19 protein-coding genes are annotated in these 16,621 nt (G+C 58.7%); 12 read left to right on the top strand and 7 right to left on the bottom strand.

Annotated elements, in window-relative coordinates:
- Together NKH60_RS33315 and NKH60_RS33310 are read left to right on the top strand one after the other, a co-directional pair.
- Nucleotides 1–1,075 (top strand): RHS repeat-associated core domain-containing protein (locus tag NKH60_RS33315; protein WP_352874902.1); only part of this gene is annotated, 1,075 nt, incomplete at its 5' end.
- A 17-nt stretch (nt 1,076–1,092) separates the two neighbouring features.
- Nucleotides 1,093–1,770, top strand: a complete 678-nt coding sequence (locus NKH60_RS33310; protein ID WP_352814145.1) for a hypothetical protein — start codon at nt 1,093–1,095, stop codon at nt 1,768–1,770.
- Between the two features lie 398 nt (nt 1,771–2,168).
- Here the strand turns inward: NKH60_RS33310 and NKH60_RS33305 are convergent, their stop codons facing one another.
- Nucleotides 2,169–2,351 (bottom strand): hypothetical protein, encoded by a 183-nt coding sequence (locus NKH60_RS33305; RefSeq protein ID WP_352874900.1) that lies wholly within the window; start codon nt 2,349–2,351, stop codon nt 2,169–2,171.
- Nucleotides 2,352–2,536: 185 nt separating this feature from the next.
- Between NKH60_RS33305 and NKH60_RS33300 the strand changes: the two genes are divergently transcribed.
- Genes NKH60_RS33300 through NKH60_RS33260 form a run of 9 tightly spaced genes read left to right on the top strand, consistent with a single transcriptional unit; the run spans nt 2,537 to nt 10,070 of the window.
- The gene (locus tag NKH60_RS33300; protein ID WP_352874899.1) at nt 2,537–3,586 is read left to right on the top strand and encodes a PilN domain-containing protein; all 1,050 of its coding nucleotides are present in this window, start codon (nt 2,537–2,539) and stop codon (nt 3,584–3,586) included.
- A 2-nt stretch (nt 3,587–3,588) separates the two neighbouring features.
- A complete protein-coding gene (gene gspM / locus NKH60_RS33295; protein ID WP_352874897.1) occupies nt 3,589–4,194 on the top strand; it encodes a type II secretion system protein GspM in 606 nt (201 codons plus the stop codon).
- Nucleotides 4,191–4,736 carry a hypothetical protein gene (locus tag NKH60_RS33290; protein ID WP_352874895.1) on the top strand — a complete coding sequence of 182 codons (546 nt, stop codon included), beginning with the start codon at nt 4,191–4,193 and terminating at the stop codon, nt 4,734–4,736. Before gspM ends, NKH60_RS33290 begins: the two co-directional genes overlap by 4 nt.
- A complete protein-coding gene (locus NKH60_RS33285; protein ID WP_352874893.1) occupies nt 4,733–5,650 on the top strand; it encodes a hypothetical protein in 918 nt (305 codons plus the stop codon). The genes NKH60_RS33290 and NKH60_RS33285 overlap by 4 nt, the downstream gene beginning before the upstream one ends.
- On the top strand, nt 5,647–7,290 hold the full coding sequence (locus tag NKH60_RS33280) for a GspE/PulE family protein (RefSeq protein WP_352874891.1): 1,644 nt from the start codon (nt 5,647–5,649) through the stop codon (nt 7,288–7,290). Before NKH60_RS33285 ends, NKH60_RS33280 begins: the two co-directional genes overlap by 4 nt.
- Entirely contained in the window at nt 7,290–8,507 is a 1,218-nt protein-coding gene (locus tag NKH60_RS33275) for a type II secretion system F family protein (RefSeq protein WP_352874889.1), read from the top strand. The genes NKH60_RS33280 and NKH60_RS33275 overlap by 1 nt, the downstream gene beginning before the upstream one ends.
- Nucleotides 8,504–8,968 (top strand): GspH/FimT family pseudopilin, encoded by a 465-nt coding sequence (locus NKH60_RS33270; protein ID WP_352874887.1) that lies wholly within the window; start codon nt 8,504–8,506, stop codon nt 8,966–8,968. The genes NKH60_RS33275 and NKH60_RS33270 overlap by 4 nt, the downstream gene beginning before the upstream one ends.
- Nucleotides 8,965–9,348, top strand: a complete 384-nt coding sequence (locus NKH60_RS33265; protein WP_352874885.1) for a PulJ/GspJ family protein — start codon at nt 8,965–8,967, stop codon at nt 9,346–9,348. Before NKH60_RS33270 ends, NKH60_RS33265 begins: the two co-directional genes overlap by 4 nt.
- Nucleotides 9,345–10,070 carry a type II secretion system protein GspJ gene (locus NKH60_RS33260; protein WP_352874883.1) on the top strand — a complete coding sequence of 242 codons (726 nt, stop codon included), beginning with the start codon at nt 9,345–9,347 and terminating at the stop codon, nt 10,068–10,070. The genes NKH60_RS33265 and NKH60_RS33260 overlap by 4 nt, the downstream gene beginning before the upstream one ends.
- A 24-nt stretch (nt 10,071–10,094) precedes the next feature.
- Here the strand turns inward: NKH60_RS33260 and gspG are convergent, their stop codons facing one another.
- From gspG to gspD, 3 genes are read right to left on the bottom strand one after another with little or no spacing between them, the layout of a single operon-like run.
- On the bottom strand, nt 10,095–10,553 hold the full coding sequence (gene gspG, locus NKH60_RS33255; RefSeq protein ID WP_352874881.1) for a type II secretion system major pseudopilin GspG: 459 nt from the start codon (nt 10,551–10,553) through the stop codon (nt 10,095–10,097).
- The gene (locus tag NKH60_RS33250; protein ID WP_352874879.1) at nt 10,550–11,026 is read right to left on the bottom strand and encodes a prepilin peptidase; all 477 of its coding nucleotides are present in this window, start codon (nt 11,024–11,026) and stop codon (nt 10,550–10,552) included. The genes gspG and NKH60_RS33250 overlap by 4 nt, the downstream gene beginning before the upstream one ends.
- A gap of 20 nt (nt 11,027–11,046) precedes the next feature.
- Entirely contained in the window at nt 11,047–13,173 is a 2,127-nt protein-coding gene (gspD, locus tag NKH60_RS33245) for a type II secretion system secretin GspD (protein ID WP_352874877.1), read from the bottom strand.
- 424 nt (nt 13,174–13,597) lie between these two features.
- Between gspD and NKH60_RS33240 the strand changes: the two genes are divergently transcribed.
- A complete protein-coding gene (locus tag NKH60_RS33240) occupies nt 13,598–13,726 on the top strand; it encodes a hypothetical protein (RefSeq protein WP_352874875.1) in 129 nt (42 codons plus the stop codon).
- 553 nt (nt 13,727–14,279) lie between these two features.
- Here NKH60_RS33240 and NKH60_RS33235 read toward each other — a convergent pair.
- From NKH60_RS33235 to NKH60_RS33225, 3 genes are all read right to left on the bottom strand, one after another.
- Nucleotides 14,280–15,155 (bottom strand): RHS repeat-associated core domain-containing protein, encoded by an 876-nt coding sequence (locus NKH60_RS33235; RefSeq protein ID WP_352874874.1) that lies wholly within the window; start codon nt 15,153–15,155, stop codon nt 14,280–14,282.
- Between the two features lie 36 nt (nt 15,156–15,191).
- Nucleotides 15,192–16,166, bottom strand: coding sequence for a transglutaminase family protein (locus NKH60_RS33230; RefSeq protein WP_352874872.1), 975 nt, complete (start codon nt 16,164–16,166; stop codon nt 15,192–15,194).
- 16 nt (nt 16,167–16,182) lie between these two features.
- Nucleotides 16,183–16,621, bottom strand: a 439-nt coding sequence (locus tag NKH60_RS33225; protein ID WP_352874870.1) for an RHS repeat-associated core domain-containing protein, incomplete at its 5' end; no start/stop codon positions are given.

The following is a 16,621-nucleotide window of genomic DNA, read 5'->3' as shown; positions in this document are numbered from 1 at the left end:
CACGCAAGCCGCCAGCACCGTCTCGCTGTTCTATGGTCCCGACGGCGCACGCAGCAAAAAAAGCTCATCCGTCGCCACCACGCTCTATCCCGACGCCTCCGTCGAGATCAATCCGGCGACACCCGGAGCGGAGATCTACACCCGTTATCCCCATCCCGACATCAAGGTCACCGGCACCACAAAAGCCTTCTTGCACCGCGATCACCTAGCCTCGGTGCGCATGGTCACCGACGCCGCCGGCGCCATCGTCGAGGCCACCAACTACGCCACTTACGGAGAACGCCTCAACACCGGCTTCCAGACGCAGAAGAGCTACATCGGCGAACGCTTCGATCCCGAGACAGGGCTGCTGTATCTCAATGCCAGATACATGGATCCGCTGCTGGGCAGGTTCATCTCGCCCGACGATTGGGATCCAACTAAACCAGGCGTCGGCACCAACCGATATGCCTATGCTCAGAACGATCCGGTCAACAAAGCTGATAACAATGGACATTGCCTCGAAGACGCCTGCATCGGGGAGGCACTAATTGGCTGGACTATTGGGGCCGCTATACTCAGCTACGTCAGCGCAGATACTATCGATGATGGTAAAGTAAACAACTCTCCGATAACAAATACTCAGAAATTATGGGACTTAAACAAGCCTACCGTTGCGGAGAGTTCGCCGACAAAAGCTCCTGCTGTTTTAGAAAACAAAGCATACGATGAATGGGATTATGGCCACCTCGGGGAGCCGTACGACCCAAAGGGAAGGCTGAAGGATCGTGACGAGGATCTCCTCGACCATGTCGTCGGTCCGCACATAAACGACAAAAAGTTGGATGAAGCAATCGACAGAGCTAACGGCAGCATAAAACAACGTGAACTGGATCAACTTTATGAAAGGCAAGATCGCTATACGCAGAAGGTTCACGCCGATAGAATAAATGTAGAAAAAAAATACCGTGATATGTTGACTGCAGAGCGTGAACGGAGATCTGCCGAAAAGGCTAAGGCTGAAAAGGCGAAAAATGAAAAAGGTGAACCTGGTGACAGTAGCGACGGCCAAGGCGATGACGGGTCTGGAAATTAAAGCAGATAGGTGTATAAATGAGTGAAGACTTATCGAAGTACTCAACAGAAGAACTGATAGCATTGGCTCGAGGCGTTGCAGAAAATGACGATGCTCTAAGCTATAAGGCGACAGGACAGGCTATTCGAAGATGGAGGAACGGGGAGGAACTTGAAGTTCTTGTAAAACTCCTTGAATCAGAAAGATCCAACGATCGAATCCTTGGTTCCTATTATCTTAACGAGGTTAGTAAAAAATTTCACGTATTGAAGACGGCTGCAACAGAACTTGCAAATGACACTCTTTCGGCATGCCGCCGCGCTTTTGTTGTGTACATGACTACGTCCGGCTATTACGATGAAGAGGTTGCTCAACCCCTAGCGAAATGTCTTCTCGACCTAGACCTTTATGTTCGGGTGGCAACCATAGAATGGGCGATCCGTTCCCCTCAAAAAGTATTTCAGGATTTCGCGAAGCGGGTAGAGTCCGGCGCTGGCGGACTGAAGCCAGAATTCTCCGACCCGCTAAGCAATGAATTTTGGAATAACTCGAGCCAAAATCGTGCATCCCGTGGACTTGAGATTGTTCGTCGTTTCCGCTCCGGAGAGGAAATAGGACTTATCAGAAGGAGCGTGGTAGGAGAGGATAGTTTCACCTTCGATATCATCGAGTTTTCTACACAACTCGTGAGCGCTATACAGAATGGCAAAAGATGATGAAGTACGTGGCACCCATGTAGCTCGACCTCCCGTCAAGGACGCGCGGAACATTTTGGCGGCGTCAGCAGGAAATTTGAACCAATTATTTTTCTCTCTTGGGGTTTTGAACCGCACCCGTTTCTTCAAGATTGGCTGCGAGAAGGATCGCGCCAGACACCTATGAGGATCAAGTATTGGTCAGGCCTTGCGGCTTGCTCTCAACCCTGGCGGCTCAGCCACAGAAGAACGTTGGTTCCGCGCCGCGTTCAAATGGGTCTTTGAGTTTCCACGGCTGTCGGGTTCTCGACGCCAATTTCCAGCTGGCCCCCGGCGCGGGCGATCCGCTTCACATTACCGCTGGCGACGGCGATCCGGCATCCAATTCAGTGCAGCTGGTTGCAGTCCCAGTGTCCCAGTCACCGCACGTGGCTTGCCGGACCGCCGTCTTCCTTCAGGCGAAGCCGCGCGTCACATCGAACGGCCCGCCGGCCCTCCTTCAGGATGTGGTAACAGGCGCGCGCGAGCTTGTGCGCCAGCGCCTTGATCGCGACGATATTGTTGGTCCTGGTCGTTATGTAGATTGAGCGCATGGCCTGCATTGTCGTTCCGGGTCTGCCGTACTACGTGACGCAACGGGGCAACGGGGCGCGACATATGCGATTGTAACAAAGCTGTGGCTAATCAGCCCCTCGTGCCCTCTCTGATATCCGCGTCACGCCGGCAACTGTAGTCTTGCCCTGAAAACCTCGGACGAGAATCAGTCGGGGTGGTGGGCGGCTGATCTTTGGCGACACTCAACGCACAGTTTCTGGATTTCTTCGACTGGTGGCTCGATGAGCTGCGAGTGGTCTGGGTGCGGTTTGCGCTCAAGCAAAAGCAATCATCTGCCAGCGACTGGATTGTCAGCCTAGCGGATGACGGGATTCGCGTTCGCGAGGCCGATGCGCCGGAGTTTCGATCGATCCCGTTGGCGCTCACGGCCTCCTCCGGCGAGTTTCTTGCACTACTCCAGACTGGGCTTCGGCAAAAGCGTCCGACTTTCGATATCCAAATCCAACCCGGGTTGTTCCTGACGCGGCAATTGGCGGGGCGACGGCTTCCGCTTCGGCAGGCGAGAAACATGGCCGAACTCGACCTGCTGGCCTCAACGCCGATCGACCCGGCGCAGGTGCATATTGTCTTCGCGGAACACTCGGAGCAGTACTGTCTCTATCACGTCGTGAAGACCAAGACGCTCGCGGCCGTTCTGGAAGCTGTTCGCCGAGCCGGCGGAACCGTTGGCTCACTGTCTGTGGCCGAAGCAGACCAGATGCGACAGGCCGACCCGTCAAGCTTGGCTGCTATTTGGCCACCGACAAAACGCGACCGTCGCACGAGGATCGCCTGGATGGCGGCGTGTTCGGTCTTGTTTGGCACAGCACTTTTCACCTTCGGCCATGCGCAGTGGCGTTATTGGCAGGCCGGCACGCAGCTGGACGCGCAAATCGCCGATGCTCATATCCAGGCCAAGGCAGCGCGATCGTCGTTGCAGAAACGCCAGACCGGTATCGAGCAGGTCGAAAGAATCCGCAACGAGAAGAAGACCAGTCCTTCGCTGGTTCGCATCTGGGGAGAACTGACGCACCTGCTTCCGGACACAGCCTGGCTGACCGACCTGTCGTCGAAAGGCGGCGAATTGACCGTCACCGGGTTTTCGACCTCCGCAGCCGAATTGATCGAGCCGCTGGACGCGTCGCCGCTGTTTGCGGCGCCCGAGTTCGCGGCGCCCGTGGTCAAAATTCCGGGTCAGAATGGCGAGCGCTTCACCATCACCGCAAAGATCGGAACGCTCTGACAATGCTCTCCACCATCCTCAACGCACGCCCGATGGTCCGTCGCCTGATCGCCCTAACCATCGCGGCAGCGGTGACCTGCATCGCCGGCTGGATGGTGTTCATGGCATTTGACAGCGTCGCCTCGGCCAAAGCCGGGATCGAGGAGAAACGAGAGATGCTCGGCCAGTTGCAGGCCGTGGCGGCATTGGCAAAGCGCCTCGACAGTGCTGCGGCATCAGACCCGGCCGCGGTGTCAAATTCTGAGTTTCTAACCGGGGAAAGCGAGGCGGTCATTCGCGGTGGGCTCCAGACCCGGTTGAACGCGATTGCGGCAGCGAATGGAGTGACGATGCTGTCGGCGGGCAACGCGCCGGCGCTTAACGAAGCAGGTGTGGATTTTGTCGGGCTGCGGGCAGATTTTTCCGGATCCTTGGAAGGCGTCCACGGTACCATCCTCGCCATCGAAACCTCGCTTCCGGTGCTGTTCATTCGCGAAGCCACCTTGCGAGCGACTGATATCGGACCAGCGGCCGGCCGAACGGGAGATCCGGAGCTTTCCGCCGAGGTCCTGTTTTACGGGCCGCTACAAACGAAGATGGCATCGCCGCCAGCCGGAGCGAAACCTTGATCGACAAATTCGCGGTATCGGCCATGGCGGCGGCGATTGCGGGCCTGGTCGCGGTCAATGCCGGGCTTTACGATACGCCGGTCGATATTGCGCCGATCGCTTCGGCAAAGGGGCGAGACGGAGTAATGATGTCCGCCCCCGGAGGATCGCTTCAGATTCCGGACGCCGGTGATTTCAGCGAGACCTTCGAACGGCCGCTATTCAGCCCCACCCGTCGAAAATTCGTGCCCGAGCCGGTACAGGCGCCGGCAGTCGAAGTCGCCTCCGTAGCGGTCGAGCAGCCGGCAGCGCAGAATGTTGCGCCGGCAGTTGCGCCATCGCTTCTGGGAATCAGCATTCACGGCGGAGCGGCGAAGGCACTGCTGCGGATCGCGGGGGCCGATGCGGCTGTCTGGTATGGCAAAGGCGAGATCGTCGATGGCTGGACAGTTTCGACGATCGACAAAAATCAGGCCGTACTGGATCGGGACGGCAAGGTCACCCGTATCTCGCTTTATCCTTCAGCCTGGGATGGCCAGCCTGTCGGGAGCGTTGGCCAATGAGCGGCGATCGTTTTGACGACGAAAGCACGAGCGCCGGCTTTTCGCTCGTTGCTGTGCTGGTCTTCATGCTGATCGTCTCCGCCATCGTGGTTCCCTTTGCCGTGACGGCAAAGACGCGGTTGATGATCGCTAACAATGAGGTCGAGCAGGAGCGGCTGTCGCTGCTGGCCGAAGGCCTGGCCAATGTGGTTTCGAGCGAATTGGCCGACGGTTTTGCGACGGAAAAGCTGCCGCTGGATTCCACGCCGGCAGCATGCCGGTCAGGGGAATTCGCCTTCGATGTCCGGATACAGGACCATTGCGGACTGATCGATCTCAATGCCGCCGACGCCCAACTGTTGTCGCTGGGTTTTGCATCGCTCGGTTTCAATCGACAGTCGTCCGAGGAACTGGCCGAAGCCGCTATCCAATTCCGGGGCAGCATCAATGCTTTCGCCGCGCAGGCGGCCGGGCCAGCAACCGCGGTCGGGCCGGCTCAAAACAAGCAGGCGCCGTTCGAATCCGTCTCCGAATTGCAGGAGTTTTCCGCGCTTGCTTCGACGCCGCTGCATGATCTCCATGATGTCTTCACGGTCTTTTCGAAGCGCGGCACGCTCAGCCTCGATCATGCCCCGAGCCGCCTCCGAGCTGTGCTTGCCGGCGCACCAGCAAGTGGCGCTTCAATCACGCTAGGGGCCACCGAGGGCTCAACCTATTCCGTCGAAGTCACAGCGAGGCGAGATGGGTCGGGAATTGCAGGCCAAGTCGGATTTGTCATCGAGAAATTCCCGGCCAGCACGGCAGGCTTTCGGCGTCTTTCAGGAAGTCCCACCGCAGAACTCACGAACCACGCACGGACGACGACACCCGCTGGAAATTGCGACGCGCTATTCGGGACCGAGGCGGCGCAGATCCTGATCGGATGGGCGTCATGAATGCGGCTACCCGGACCTCCAGCGTCGAGGCGTTTCTCGCCTTTCTCGAAAGCGAAAAAGTGCTCACCGCCCACGCGGCCCAACGCGCTTTGGGAGCGGCGAAGACATCGGGGCATCCGTTCGACACCGTGATGACCGAACTCGGGTTGATCGGCGAACAGGAGCTTGCCGACAGCCTCAGCCGATTCATGAACCTCCCGTCGCCTGTCGACATTCCGGAGGAGTCCAATCCCGAGTTGTTCTCAGGCGTTCCGCTGATCTACTTGCGCGAAAATGCGATCCTTCCCCTTGAGATCGACGCTGAGCGGCTGGTTGTCGCCGTCGCCGATCCGTTCTCGTCGGCTATGATCGATGCGCTGGTCTTTCACTATGAGCGGACTCCGGCGCTCAGAATATTGCCAAGGCGGATGATTACCGAATGTATCGATCGGATCGAGCAGTCCGCCAACGGAGCTGTGTCATCTGATGCAGACAGTGCAGGTTCCTCGGATTTCGGCCCTGATGATCTCGAACGGTTGAAGGATTTTGCCCGCGAGGCGCCGATCGTCCGCTTTGTCGCGGACACCATCCACAAGGCGGTCGATGCGAGAGCAACCGACATCCATATCGAACCGCTCGAGGACCATGTCCGGATCCGCTTCAGGCATGACGGCATGCTGTCCACCGTCGATACGGCACCGGCCGCGATGCTGTCCGGCATTTCGACGCGCATAAAGATCTTGGCGCGGCTCAACATCGCCGAACGGCGGCTGCCCCAGGATGGACGGATGCGCATTGCGGTGCGTGGAAGGGATATCGACCTTCGTGTCTCGGTCATCCCGTCCATTCACGGCGAAGCCATCGTGCTCAGGATTCTCGACCGCGCCGGCGTCGAATTGCGGCTGGCAAAACTCGGCTTCGACGACGCCGCGCAAGCCAAGATCAGAAGCATGTCGCAAGCCGCCAACGGCATCGTGCTGATCACCGGGCCGACCGGCAGCGGCAAGACGACGACGCTCTATTCGATCCTCGCCGAGCGCTCCCGGCCGGACGTCAAGATTTTCACGGTCGAGGATCCGGTCGAATACCGCATGGCCGGCATCACGCAGTTGCAGGTCAATCCGGCGATCGACCTCGATTTTGCCGCGGCACTCCGTTCGATCCTGCGGCAGGATCCCGACATCATTCTGCTTGGCGAAATTCGGGATCGAGAGACCGCACAAGTCGCAGTGCAGGCGGCTTTGACCGGCCATCTGGTGTTTTCGACGCTTCATACGAACAGTGCGGCCGGAGCGTTGACCCGCCTTCGCGACATGGGTATCGACGGCTATCTGCTCGGGGCGACGATCCGGGGCGTCATCGCGCAGAGATTGCTGCGCCGCGTCTGTCCCGCTTGCCATGGGACGGATCAGACAGGTTCGACCTGCCGCACCTGCAATGGTTCCGGCTACAGCGGGCGCACCGTGACCTACGAAATGCTGCAGGTGTCGCCGCGTATCGCCGAGCTTATCGACCAGGGCGCCGGCGAAATCGAGATCGGCAGGGTTGCGGCGGAAGACGATCTCGTTCCGATGGCGTTCCATGCAAAGGCGCTGGCGCAGTCGCAGGTGACCACAATGGAAGAAGTCCGGCGCGTCATCGACCTCAACGGAGGCGGTTGATGCCGGCCTTTGCCTATCGCGCCTATCTTGTCGATGGCAGCAGGGAGAGCGGCGTTCTCGACGCGTCGACCAAGCAGGATGCAGCCCGCAAATTGGCGCAACAGGGGCGCCGGTCCTATCATCTGGCTCCCGTAGATAGAGCAAAGCAATTCGTTCAGCTGCCCGGACGCGGTGCGCTGACATTTACGCGACGGGTCGATCTCAGCCGCCTGTTTTCCGAGCTTTCGGTGCTGTTGAACGCCGGTTTCACCGTTGATCGCGCCTTGAGCGCGGTGATTTCAGGCGAGGGCAATCATACGCGGCGTCAGCAGTTGCAGTCCGTGCTCGACCTCACGACCGGCGGTCGCCCGATTGCGGAAGCCTTTGCCAGCCTGCCGGGGATCACATCCGACGTTGCGGCCTTGCTCGCCAGCGGCGAACGTAGCGGCAAGATGGCGTTCATCTGCCAAAGGCTGGCCGACACATTCGAAGCAAAGGCAAAGCGTCGTGCGGCGATCGTCGAAGCGCTGACTTACCCCACCTTTCTGCTGGTGGTCATGAGCGGGGCGCTGGTCATTCTGGCGACGGTGCTTGTGCCGGCGCTGGAGCCAATCTTCGAAGGCTCGACGGCGGCAAAACCGTTCACCATGAAGCTGCTTTCCGCGCTCGGAACCGTTTTCACCGACTACCCCTTCGTGTTCCCGCTCGCCGCAACCGCTGCTTTGCTCTTCTATCTCTTTTTGTCGAGGTCGGCGGGGGCGAAGGCGTTGTTCTCGCGCTGGCTGCTGAGACTTCCGTTGATCGGTTCGCTGGTCAAAGACACCGTGATCGCGCGCTATCTTGAGACTTTGTCCCTCCTTCTCGGCAACGGGGTGGCAATGACCGAAGCGCTTGGCCTGTCGGCGAACGTCTCCCGGCAAAGTTCACTATGGGCAAGTTTTACCGCGATTGGAGACGACGTAGCCAATGGCGCCCGCCTTCATAGCGCAATCGTCAAGTCTGGCATTTTCGACAACGCGACGATGTCGCTGATTTCATTGGGCGAAGATGCGAACGCGCTTCCCGTCGTGCTGGATCGCGCCGGAAAGATGCTCCAGGCCGCGCTGACACGGCGGATCGACGCCGTGCTGAAACTGCTGACGCCGGCTTTGACGATTTCGCTTGGTTTTCTGGTGGGGAGCCTGGTCATTTCGGTGATGACGACGATCCTCAGCATCAACGATCTGGCCCTGAAATGACGGACGCGCCTCAACGAGAAAACGCGAGGGCCGGTTTCACTCTGGTCGAGATGTTAGTCGTCCTGGCAATCATGGCTGTCGTCGCGGCCATTGCAGCTCCGGGCATCGCCAAAAATTATCGAACCAGGAACCTGGAAAGTTTGACCAGCGAGATCACCACGCGACTGCGCCTGTCACGCACGTCTGCAATCGCCACGGCCAGGCCGAAACAGATAGTCATCGATCCTCGTGCCGGCGCGATCCGCTTCGATGATCGAGACACGCTCGTCCTGCCCGAAGACGTGGAAGTGACTGTGACGACAGGGCTGGAAACTGTCGCCGCGGAACGGCAGGCGACCTTGACATTCCTGCCGGACGGCAGCGCTTCCGGGCTGGACATCGATCTGCAACGCAAAGGCCAGACGGTACGCATCGAGGTGAACTGGCTGACCGGGCTGGCGACTTGGCGAAAACTGCCATGATCTCGCAGCCAACCCCTGCGTCTGAAGAAGACGGGTTTTCGATCCTGGAGATGATCGTCGCGATGACGATCCTGGCGCTTGTGCTCGGCATTGCGAGCCAGTCGATCGTGATGGCAAGCCGCAGCATCGCGGTTGCCAGGGAGCAGGTGGAAGCCGCTCGCGCGGTTCGCGAGATGCTGGCCGATCACCAAGCTGGTCGCGGATCGAATTCAACCGCCTCCGATGCCGCGCAGCCGGGCTGGAGCCTGAAAACCCGCACGATTGAGATATCGAACGCGAAACTAACAGCGATTATCATTGAGAGAACCGGCCCCGCTGGTGCCGGGCGTGGCGAGCCGTTTCTGACGTTTGTTCCCGTCCAGGATACGAACTCTCAATGAGCCGCTCATCGGATAGTTGCGGACAGTGGCTCCCAGGGTTTCGCGTCCTCAAGCCCAGCTTCGAATGGCGCCGCCTGGGTGGAACTCGCGCATCATCGGCGTCGGTCGAGGGTTTTGCGCTGATCGACGTGCTGGTTGGGCTTGCCCTGGTCGGCGTGATTTCCTCGCTGATGATTGTCTTTCTCGGACAAGCCCGCACGATGATGCGCATCGAGAAGGCAACCGAGATGCAGATGGAGGTCGACGCTGCCTCGCGGTTTCTCGAAACGGCGATCAGCCGTGCAGAGCCGCTGCCGCTATCGAAATCCTCGCCCGAGAATGTGATCTATCTCAGCGGTGAGCCGGCCCGGATTGAGTTCAACGGTGTTCAGGCGATCGGCTTCAGCTCCTCGGCACTGCGGGAAATCGCCATTTCGCTTGGAGGCGAGGACCAAGCCGAAGACATCCTGACCATCGACCAAAAACCACGGCGCGGTAGCGACAGCAGCAGATCAACAGAAAACCAATCAGTTCGACTGATTGCTGGTGTGACCGCTGTAAAATTCGAGTATCTCGACGGCTCGCCAGGAGCATCTCTGTGGTCGGACAGCTGGAGCGCCCAGCGGCGCCTGCCGGCCGCTGTGCGGTTCACAATCTCGGTCGATCGGGACGGCGCAGCCTACTCATCCGCGGGTTTTGCGCGCCTCGAGTTGGCAGATACCCAAGCGCAGCCCACGAACTGACTGTCTACAATCCGGAACGCCTGGTCAGTTGGTGATATCCTGATCTTCGCCGCTCCCGTCCGGCTTGCTGTCGCGGCCGAAGGTGCGGATCAACACACCGCTCGCATCGGCCTTCACCTCGTAGGCATAGGGTTTCCCCCAGGGATCGTTCAGCCCTGTGGTCCCCTTGAGGTACGGCCCGTTCCAGCGCTCTTCGCCGGCAGGCGCCGTCACCAGCGCAGAGAGGCCTTCCTCCGAAGTCGGATATTTGGCGTTATCAACATAGTAGAGTTCGAGGGCGCTTTCGATGTTGCGGATTTGCGCCTTGGCCGCATTGGTCCTGGCCGAGCCGAGATAGCGCAGAACCTGCGGGGCAGCGAGCGTGGCGATCAACGCTATGATGGCAAGTACCACCAGAAGCTCGACCAGCGTAAAGCCGCTTTCATGATTTTCGCTTTCACGGCGGTGTTTTCTGCCTAGCCGAATGAAACGGAGAGAAGTCATTGGAGTGATCCCATGTTCCAACCTGCAAATTGTTCCAGCACCCAGGTGCAGCCAAGGCCCGTTGCGATGAACGGACCGAAGGCGACGCGCGCCCGCGCGGCCGCTGGACCCACCGCGACCACCTGACCACCGATGAATAACAGCGCGCTTGCGCTTGCTATGAACAGCACGACCGGCAGCAGCAGCGGATTGATCCAGCATGCGGCGGCGCCAAGCATTTTGAGGTCGCCGAGCCCAAGACCGATGCGGCCGGTCATTGCGAAATGACCGCGACGGACGAGCCAGACAGCGGACAAGGTTCCAACAGCCAACAGGATTTGGCTAGGGACCTGATCTAGTTGTGTCGCAGCTTGGAAGCCAAGGCCCGTGCCAGCCAACGCCAGATTGAGTTCATCGGGAATTATCAGCCTTCGGAAATCCGCAACTGAAATGGCGACAAGGATTGCCGCCAGCGCGATCGTCGCAATCAGCACGAGAGACAAGTGGGCGCCCATCAGTATTTCAGTCGTTTGAGGTTCTGTTGCAGAGGGGTTCCGCCGCGGCGCTGCTGGATCGGCGTCTGCAGGCTGATCTTGCCGCGGAATTCATCGGTGACCTGCCGCGCCTCGCCGATGTCGCGGATAACGCGCGGACGAATGAAGATGATCAGCTCGGTCCGCCCGACGCTGTCGCTCTTGTGCTTGAAGGCGTTGCCGATGATCGGGATGTCGCCGAGGATCGGCACCTGGCCGCGATCGACATTGTTGCGTTCCTGGATAAGGCCGCCGAGCGCCAGGCTCTCGCCGTCATTGACCAGCACGCGGGTCTGGATCTTGCGCTGCTGGATAGTTGGGGAATCGATGCCGGAGCTGGTCGTCTTGGTGACGTTGCTGACTTCCTGCTGGATATCGAGCATGACACGGCCGGCATTGTTGATGCGCGGCGTGACCGTGAGTATGACGCCGGTATCCTTCATCTCGACCGAATTGACGATCGGTGCGTCGGCGGTCGTCGTTCCCACGGCCTGCTGCGTGATGATCGGCACCTGGTCGCCAACCTGCAGGATCGCCTTTTGATTGTTGAGCGCCATGATGGTCGGCGCCGAAATCACATTGACGTCGGTGATGCTGGCGAGTGCGTTCAGCGTAACCTGGATGTTGTCGGTCGCGTAGGTCCAGCCAAAACCGGGGAAGGTTGCGCCGGTGAAACCGCTGGCCACGTCGGACAGTGAGATCTTCATGCCGTTGTTTTCGAAGAACCAGCGAAGCCCGAATTTCAGTTCGTCGTTCAGCGTCACTTCGGCGATCACCGCTTCCAGCATGACTTGCGTGGGCAAGATGTCGAGCTTCGCCAATATGTGCTGGATGCGATCATAGTCCCGTGCCGTGGTCTGTATCAGCAGCGCATTGTTCTCGACATCAGCCACGACCTTGGCGTGGGTCGGTGACTGTTCGTCTGGTGCCAAGGCCAGCGACGGGGATGGGCCGGTCAATGGCACAGGCGTCACGCCATCGGATTGCAAGGCGATCGGCGTCATGTCGGGCGACACGTTCGCGCCGGCCATCTCGCCCTCGGTCTTGACCGAAGTGCCGAGCACGGAGCTCAGCACCGCAGCCAGTTCCTTGGCCGGTCGGTTCTGAATCTCATAGACGAAGAGCTGGTCCTCGTTGGTCTCGGCCAGCTTGTCGAGCTTGCCGATCCACACCGCGGCGCGGCTGAGATAGGCCGGGCGCGAGGTGATCACCAGCACCGAATTCAGCCTATCGTTGGGAATAAACTGGATAATCTTGGCGCCAGGGCCGTTCTTGGTGCCGAAGATCGAATCGAGCTCTGAGGCAACGGCTTCAGGCTTTGAGGTTTTCAGGGGATGAAGGGCGACCGACATGCCGCGCATCCAGTCGACGTCGAACACCGAAACCGCTTCGCGAATGGCATCGAGATCGCTGTTGTTGCCGGCGACCGTGATCAGATTGCGGGTGGAATCCACCCTGAGAACCGAGCCTTGTCGTGTGATCGGCTCGAGGATGGTCTTCATTTCGTCAGCTGCGATGTATTGCAGCTGCAGCACCTGCACCTTGATGCCGGGGCCAGAGGGCGAGACCGACGGCACACTGACGGACGGCGTGCTGGACATGATGTCGGACAGCGGAACGATCTGGTACGTGCCGGCACGTTTGGTGATCCCGGCATTGTTTACGGCAAGTGCGGATTCCAGGATATCGACCAGTGCATCCTGCGACACAGGTTGTGACGTCTGCAGCGTCACCGTCCCCTGCACGCGCGGATCGACGATGTAGTTGAGATGCAGCGCGTCGCCGAGCACGGCTTTCGCCGCTTGTGCGACAGGTGCGTTGACCAGATTGAGCTCGAATTGACCAGAACCATCGGCCGTTACTTGGGCGATTGGCGCGCCTGAGGAGACGAAATTACCGGAGCCCTGATACTGCGCACCGGAGAAGCGCTGGGCTTCACCTGCCGCAGTTAGGGGACGGGAAGCGTTATATCCCGCCCGCAGCGGCGAGTTCTTTGCATGCAGGCTATCAACGGTTTCGGTGAAAAAATCCTTGCCCGACGGAGACGTGCAGCCTGCGCATGCGAGCAGCATGCACAACACGACGCAATTACTCAGATTGATCGACATCCGCCCGATTCCCCTAAGGTTTTAGCCTAGGGCTTCTTCGGGATGGGCGCTGGAATTGCTGGCATTATTTCGGGTCTGTCCACAGGGTAGGTGAGCGAACGGTGTAGAAGACCTTGCACAGGTGAATGTTCGCCATCCTGCTCATCGTTTCACAAAGCGAGGCATCCAAGCTACGGCATTCCCGATAAACCAACCCTCCGGCTTAAACGCCCAGGGGCATGACCTGGCAGAGCTTGAAACCAGAAGTCCCGTGAACTAGGCTAGGCTAGCCGCGTCTGGTTCGGCGCAGGTGCACAGCCAGAGGACAGGCAAAACTTATCTTTGCCGGAATTCAGGCAATCGCGTTTTTCCTTCGATATGCGTAACCCTAGATTGGTGCCGCTTGAAATAGTCGCTCCATTGATAAGCAGGCCCGCTCGCGATCATGTCAAAGCCAAGTCGATCGATGGCGGCACAAGGTCATTTCGAGCGCGACGAGATCGAAACGCTCGCGCTGTTTGCGCGCATGATCCATGTCACGCTTTATTCCGAGGGCGCGGCCCATTTGGATTGATCTGGCAGAAGGGGCGTCCGCTCAAGCGGCGCGCCGGCGTCGTCTGCTTATTTTCCCGGTCGAGGCCGGCTTTCGGGTTCGGCTGGCGCAGCCTTTTCTCGAGGAGATTTGCAATGACTGCGGCCGCTGCCTAGGATAATTGCGGAAAGTTGTTGCGAAGACACGCTTTTTTGGCAAAACTGCTGGGATCCTTCAAGACAGGCCTGGTGGAAGGTCCAGATCGAATGGCACTTTGTCAAAGAATTCGCCGTCATCTTCGCTCACAAAAATGCTACCTGCCAGCACGTACCCTTCTCCCCCCAAATATTTGATCTGATACATACTTTTGTCGACGTACTTCTCTTCACCGGTCGAGTCCGCCCTTGAAACCAAGTCTATTGAAATATTTTCAATGCAGACAGGTAGTGCAATATACGAAACATCCTTAAAGAGGACATTTATTCGCTTTTCGCTTGAGTTGTTCTTGTTGCTTCGGAGGAGAAGCTGAGAATGCCCCGTCGCGTACAGCCATATCTGAAATGGCCTTGAGGATGAAAATAGCATATCTGGCCCTTCACCTGAATGGATTGGATATCGGTGACCCATTACTTACAAAGTCGACGCTCGACAATCGATTTGAGCTGTAAAGCTGCCCCATCTCATAATCGGTATTACTGCCTATGCCACTAAGGCCTCTTTGAGCTGCGCTCATCACCTGCGAATAGACGTCCTTGCCCGAAAGGCCATCAACACTAACAGAAATTTTCGTATTTGGGTCGGCAATAGCTCGCGCAAGCGTTGATTTCCATTCCGGATCATTCATCAGCGTCCGGGCTCCAATTTTCTCTGCAGTTTGCTTTAGGCCCTGATTATCAAGACCCAAGGCAATGTGGTCTCGTTTCTCCTTCGGCTTTCCGGTCTCACCTTTTTCGTCGGGGTCGGGCGGAGCTGCGGCAGTCGCCGAAACGTCAGGCCCGGCGGGAGTTTGGCCCGCGCCCGCATTGTCATTGCCTTTCACGGACAAGCTCGTATTGTTATTCAGCCCTAATAGCCCAGCAAGCATACCCCCAAGCGCTGCCCCAAGTCCGAGGCTGTAGCTGCCGGTTCCACCACCACCAGCGCCATCAACCCTACCAAGGCGCCCTGTAGGGTCCGTGCCCAGCGGATCGCTGTTCCGAGGGCTCATCATCATATGACCGTTCTGATCACTTTTGTTGACTGGGTCATTGCCGGAATAGGAATACCGGTTCGTTCCTACGCCTGGCGTCGCGGGGTCTAGGGCGTCAGGAGAAATGAATCGTACGGGCTGAACATTGGATTGTATGTGCCGCACCAGGTGCGACCCATAGGCCGCTGCCGCACTGGTTGTAGCCGCGCTGGAAGCCACCATGGAGACGGCCAACACCGTCGACAATATGCATTGAACGATCTTTGCCCACTTAAATCTCATGACAGATTCCGATGCCCTTCAAGCGGTCCTTGGTGTCTAATTCAGCTTCGGCTCGCGCCAGCCGAGCGCTTCGGCCTTGGCGAAGGCTTCGCGGTTGGCCCGGAAGAGATCATTCGCATAGGTAATCCTGTCGGCCGGGATGTCGCTCTGCTTCCGATATTTCTGGATGATGTTGGTGTCGAGCAGCCGGTAGTAGGCCGTGCCCTTCTTCACCGAAGTATAAGCATTGGCGGGATAGGCTTCGATCAGCACATCAGCGACCGCGACCGCCTCTTCGTAGCGCCCGATGGCGATGAGATTGTCGAGGATCGGGGTTGCGATGATCGACAGTGCCTCGCGCTGCGAGAGCGTTTTGAGGTAGACGCCATTGGCAATCGCCTGCTCGGTCATCGGCACTTTTTGCTGGTACCACGCATCACGCGTAAATCCAGCGCCGCTGGTGGTCTCGAGATTCCAGGTCTTGCCCCTCGCGTCGTCGGTGAATTTCACGAAGATATGAAGCGGCGCTGTCGAAAGCGTTACATCGAGGCCGAGACGCTTTCCCAGTATGAGGAAAAGAGCCGGCATCGAGACGCAATTGCCCTTTCTCGTTGCGAGATAGTTGGGCAGCGACTGCGAGCCGGGTTTCTGGCCGTAGGGATCTGAAAGATCATATTCAAACGGCCGGCCATTGTTCCACCAGCCGCCGTCATAGAGGAAGGTGCGCAGGGCCTTCATCCTTTCCATGCTGGTGGAAGCGGCATCGGGTGGCAGCGTGCCGAGCATCTTGTTGATCGTCGCCACCATGCTGTCGATTTCCGCGAGCGCAGCTGCTTCATCGATGGAGCGATCGACGAAGGTGTCGACCGCCAGCTTGGCACGGGCAAAGTCGGCTCTCCCGTCCGGCACATTGACCAGGGCACGAACGAAGGCTGCCGGGTTCGATCGGTCGATGTCTTCAGCTTTGGCCAGGCTACCTGCTGCCAGCATCAGGAGCAAAGCAGTTGCCAATTTGATCACACTGCGGGTCATTGCCCCTCCTTTGAGGTCACGGTGAGGTCTTGTCCTTAGCGCCTTGCGGATCCTTGGGAACAAACCGTCCCAGCACTGGATCCATGTATCTGGCATTGAGATACAGCAGGCCGGTCTCGGGATCGAAGCGCTCGCCGATATAGGATTTTTGCGTCTGGAAGCCGGTGTTGAGGCGCTCGCCATAGCTGGCGTAGTTGGTCTGCTCAACGATGGCGCCGGCGGCATCGGTGACCATGCGTACCGAGGCCAGGTGATCGCGGTGCAGGAAGGCTTTGGTCGCGCCGGTCACCTTGACGTCGGGATGGGGATAGCGGGTGTAGATCTCGGCGCCCGGTGTCGCCGGATTGATCTCGACGGAAGCGTCGGGATAGAGCGTGGTGGCGAAAGACGAGGTCTTTTTGGCCCGCGCGCCGTCCGGGCCGTAGAACAGCGACACGGCGTTGGCGGCCTGGGTA

This window comes from Mesorhizobium sp. M1006 (assembly GCF_040318825.1).
Taxonomy (GTDB): Bacteria; Pseudomonadota; Alphaproteobacteria; order Rhizobiales; family Rhizobiaceae; genus Mesorhizobium.
Note: the sequence above shows the minus strand (reverse complement) of the source record. Positions and strands in the feature narration are given on the sequence as shown.

What these genes read in the sequence shown, in the direction of transcription:
- NKH60_RS33310 (WP_352814145.1), top strand. Translation starts at nt 1,093, where the DNA reads ATGAGTGAAGACTTATCGAAGTACTCAACAGAAGAACTGATAGCATTG.
- NKH60_RS33305 (WP_352874900.1), bottom strand. Translation starts at nt 2,351, where the DNA reads ATGCAGGCCATGCGCTCAATCTACATAACGACCAGGACCAACAATATC.
- gspM (WP_352874897.1), top strand. Translation starts at nt 3,589, where the DNA reads ATGCTCTCCACCATCCTCAACGCACGCCCGATGGTCCGTCGCCTGATC.
- NKH60_RS33285 (WP_352874893.1), top strand. Translation starts at nt 4,733, where the DNA reads ATGAGCGGCGATCGTTTTGACGACGAAAGCACGAGCGCCGGCTTTTCG.
- NKH60_RS33280 (WP_352874891.1), top strand. Translation starts at nt 5,647, where the DNA reads ATGAATGCGGCTACCCGGACCTCCAGCGTCGAGGCGTTTCTCGCCTTT.
- NKH60_RS33275 (WP_352874889.1), top strand. Translation starts at nt 7,290, where the DNA reads ATGCCGGCCTTTGCCTATCGCGCCTATCTTGTCGATGGCAGCAGGGAG.
- NKH60_RS33270 (WP_352874887.1), top strand. Translation starts at nt 8,504, where the DNA reads ATGACGGACGCGCCTCAACGAGAAAACGCGAGGGCCGGTTTCACTCTG.
- NKH60_RS33265 (WP_352874885.1), top strand. Translation starts at nt 8,965, where the DNA reads ATGATCTCGCAGCCAACCCCTGCGTCTGAAGAAGACGGGTTTTCGATC.
- NKH60_RS33260 (WP_352874883.1), top strand. Translation starts at nt 9,345, where the DNA reads ATGAGCCGCTCATCGGATAGTTGCGGACAGTGGCTCCCAGGGTTTCGC.
- gspG (WP_352874881.1), bottom strand. Translation starts at nt 10,553, where the DNA reads ATGACTTCTCTCCGTTTCATTCGGCTAGGCAGAAAACACCGCCGTGAA.
- gspD (WP_352874877.1), bottom strand. Translation starts at nt 13,173, where the DNA reads ATGTCGATCAATCTGAGTAATTGCGTCGTGTTGTGCATGCTGCTCGCA.
- NKH60_RS33240 (WP_352874875.1), top strand. Translation starts at nt 13,598, where the DNA reads ATGTCAAAGCCAAGTCGATCGATGGCGGCACAAGGTCATTTCGAGCGC.
- NKH60_RS33235 (WP_352874874.1), bottom strand. Translation starts at nt 15,155, where the DNA reads ATGAGATTTAAGTGGGCAAAGATCGTTCAATGCATATTGTCGACGGTG.
- NKH60_RS33230 (WP_352874872.1), bottom strand. Translation starts at nt 16,166, where the DNA reads ATGACCCGCAGTGTGATCAAATTGGCAACTGCTTTGCTCCTGATGCTG.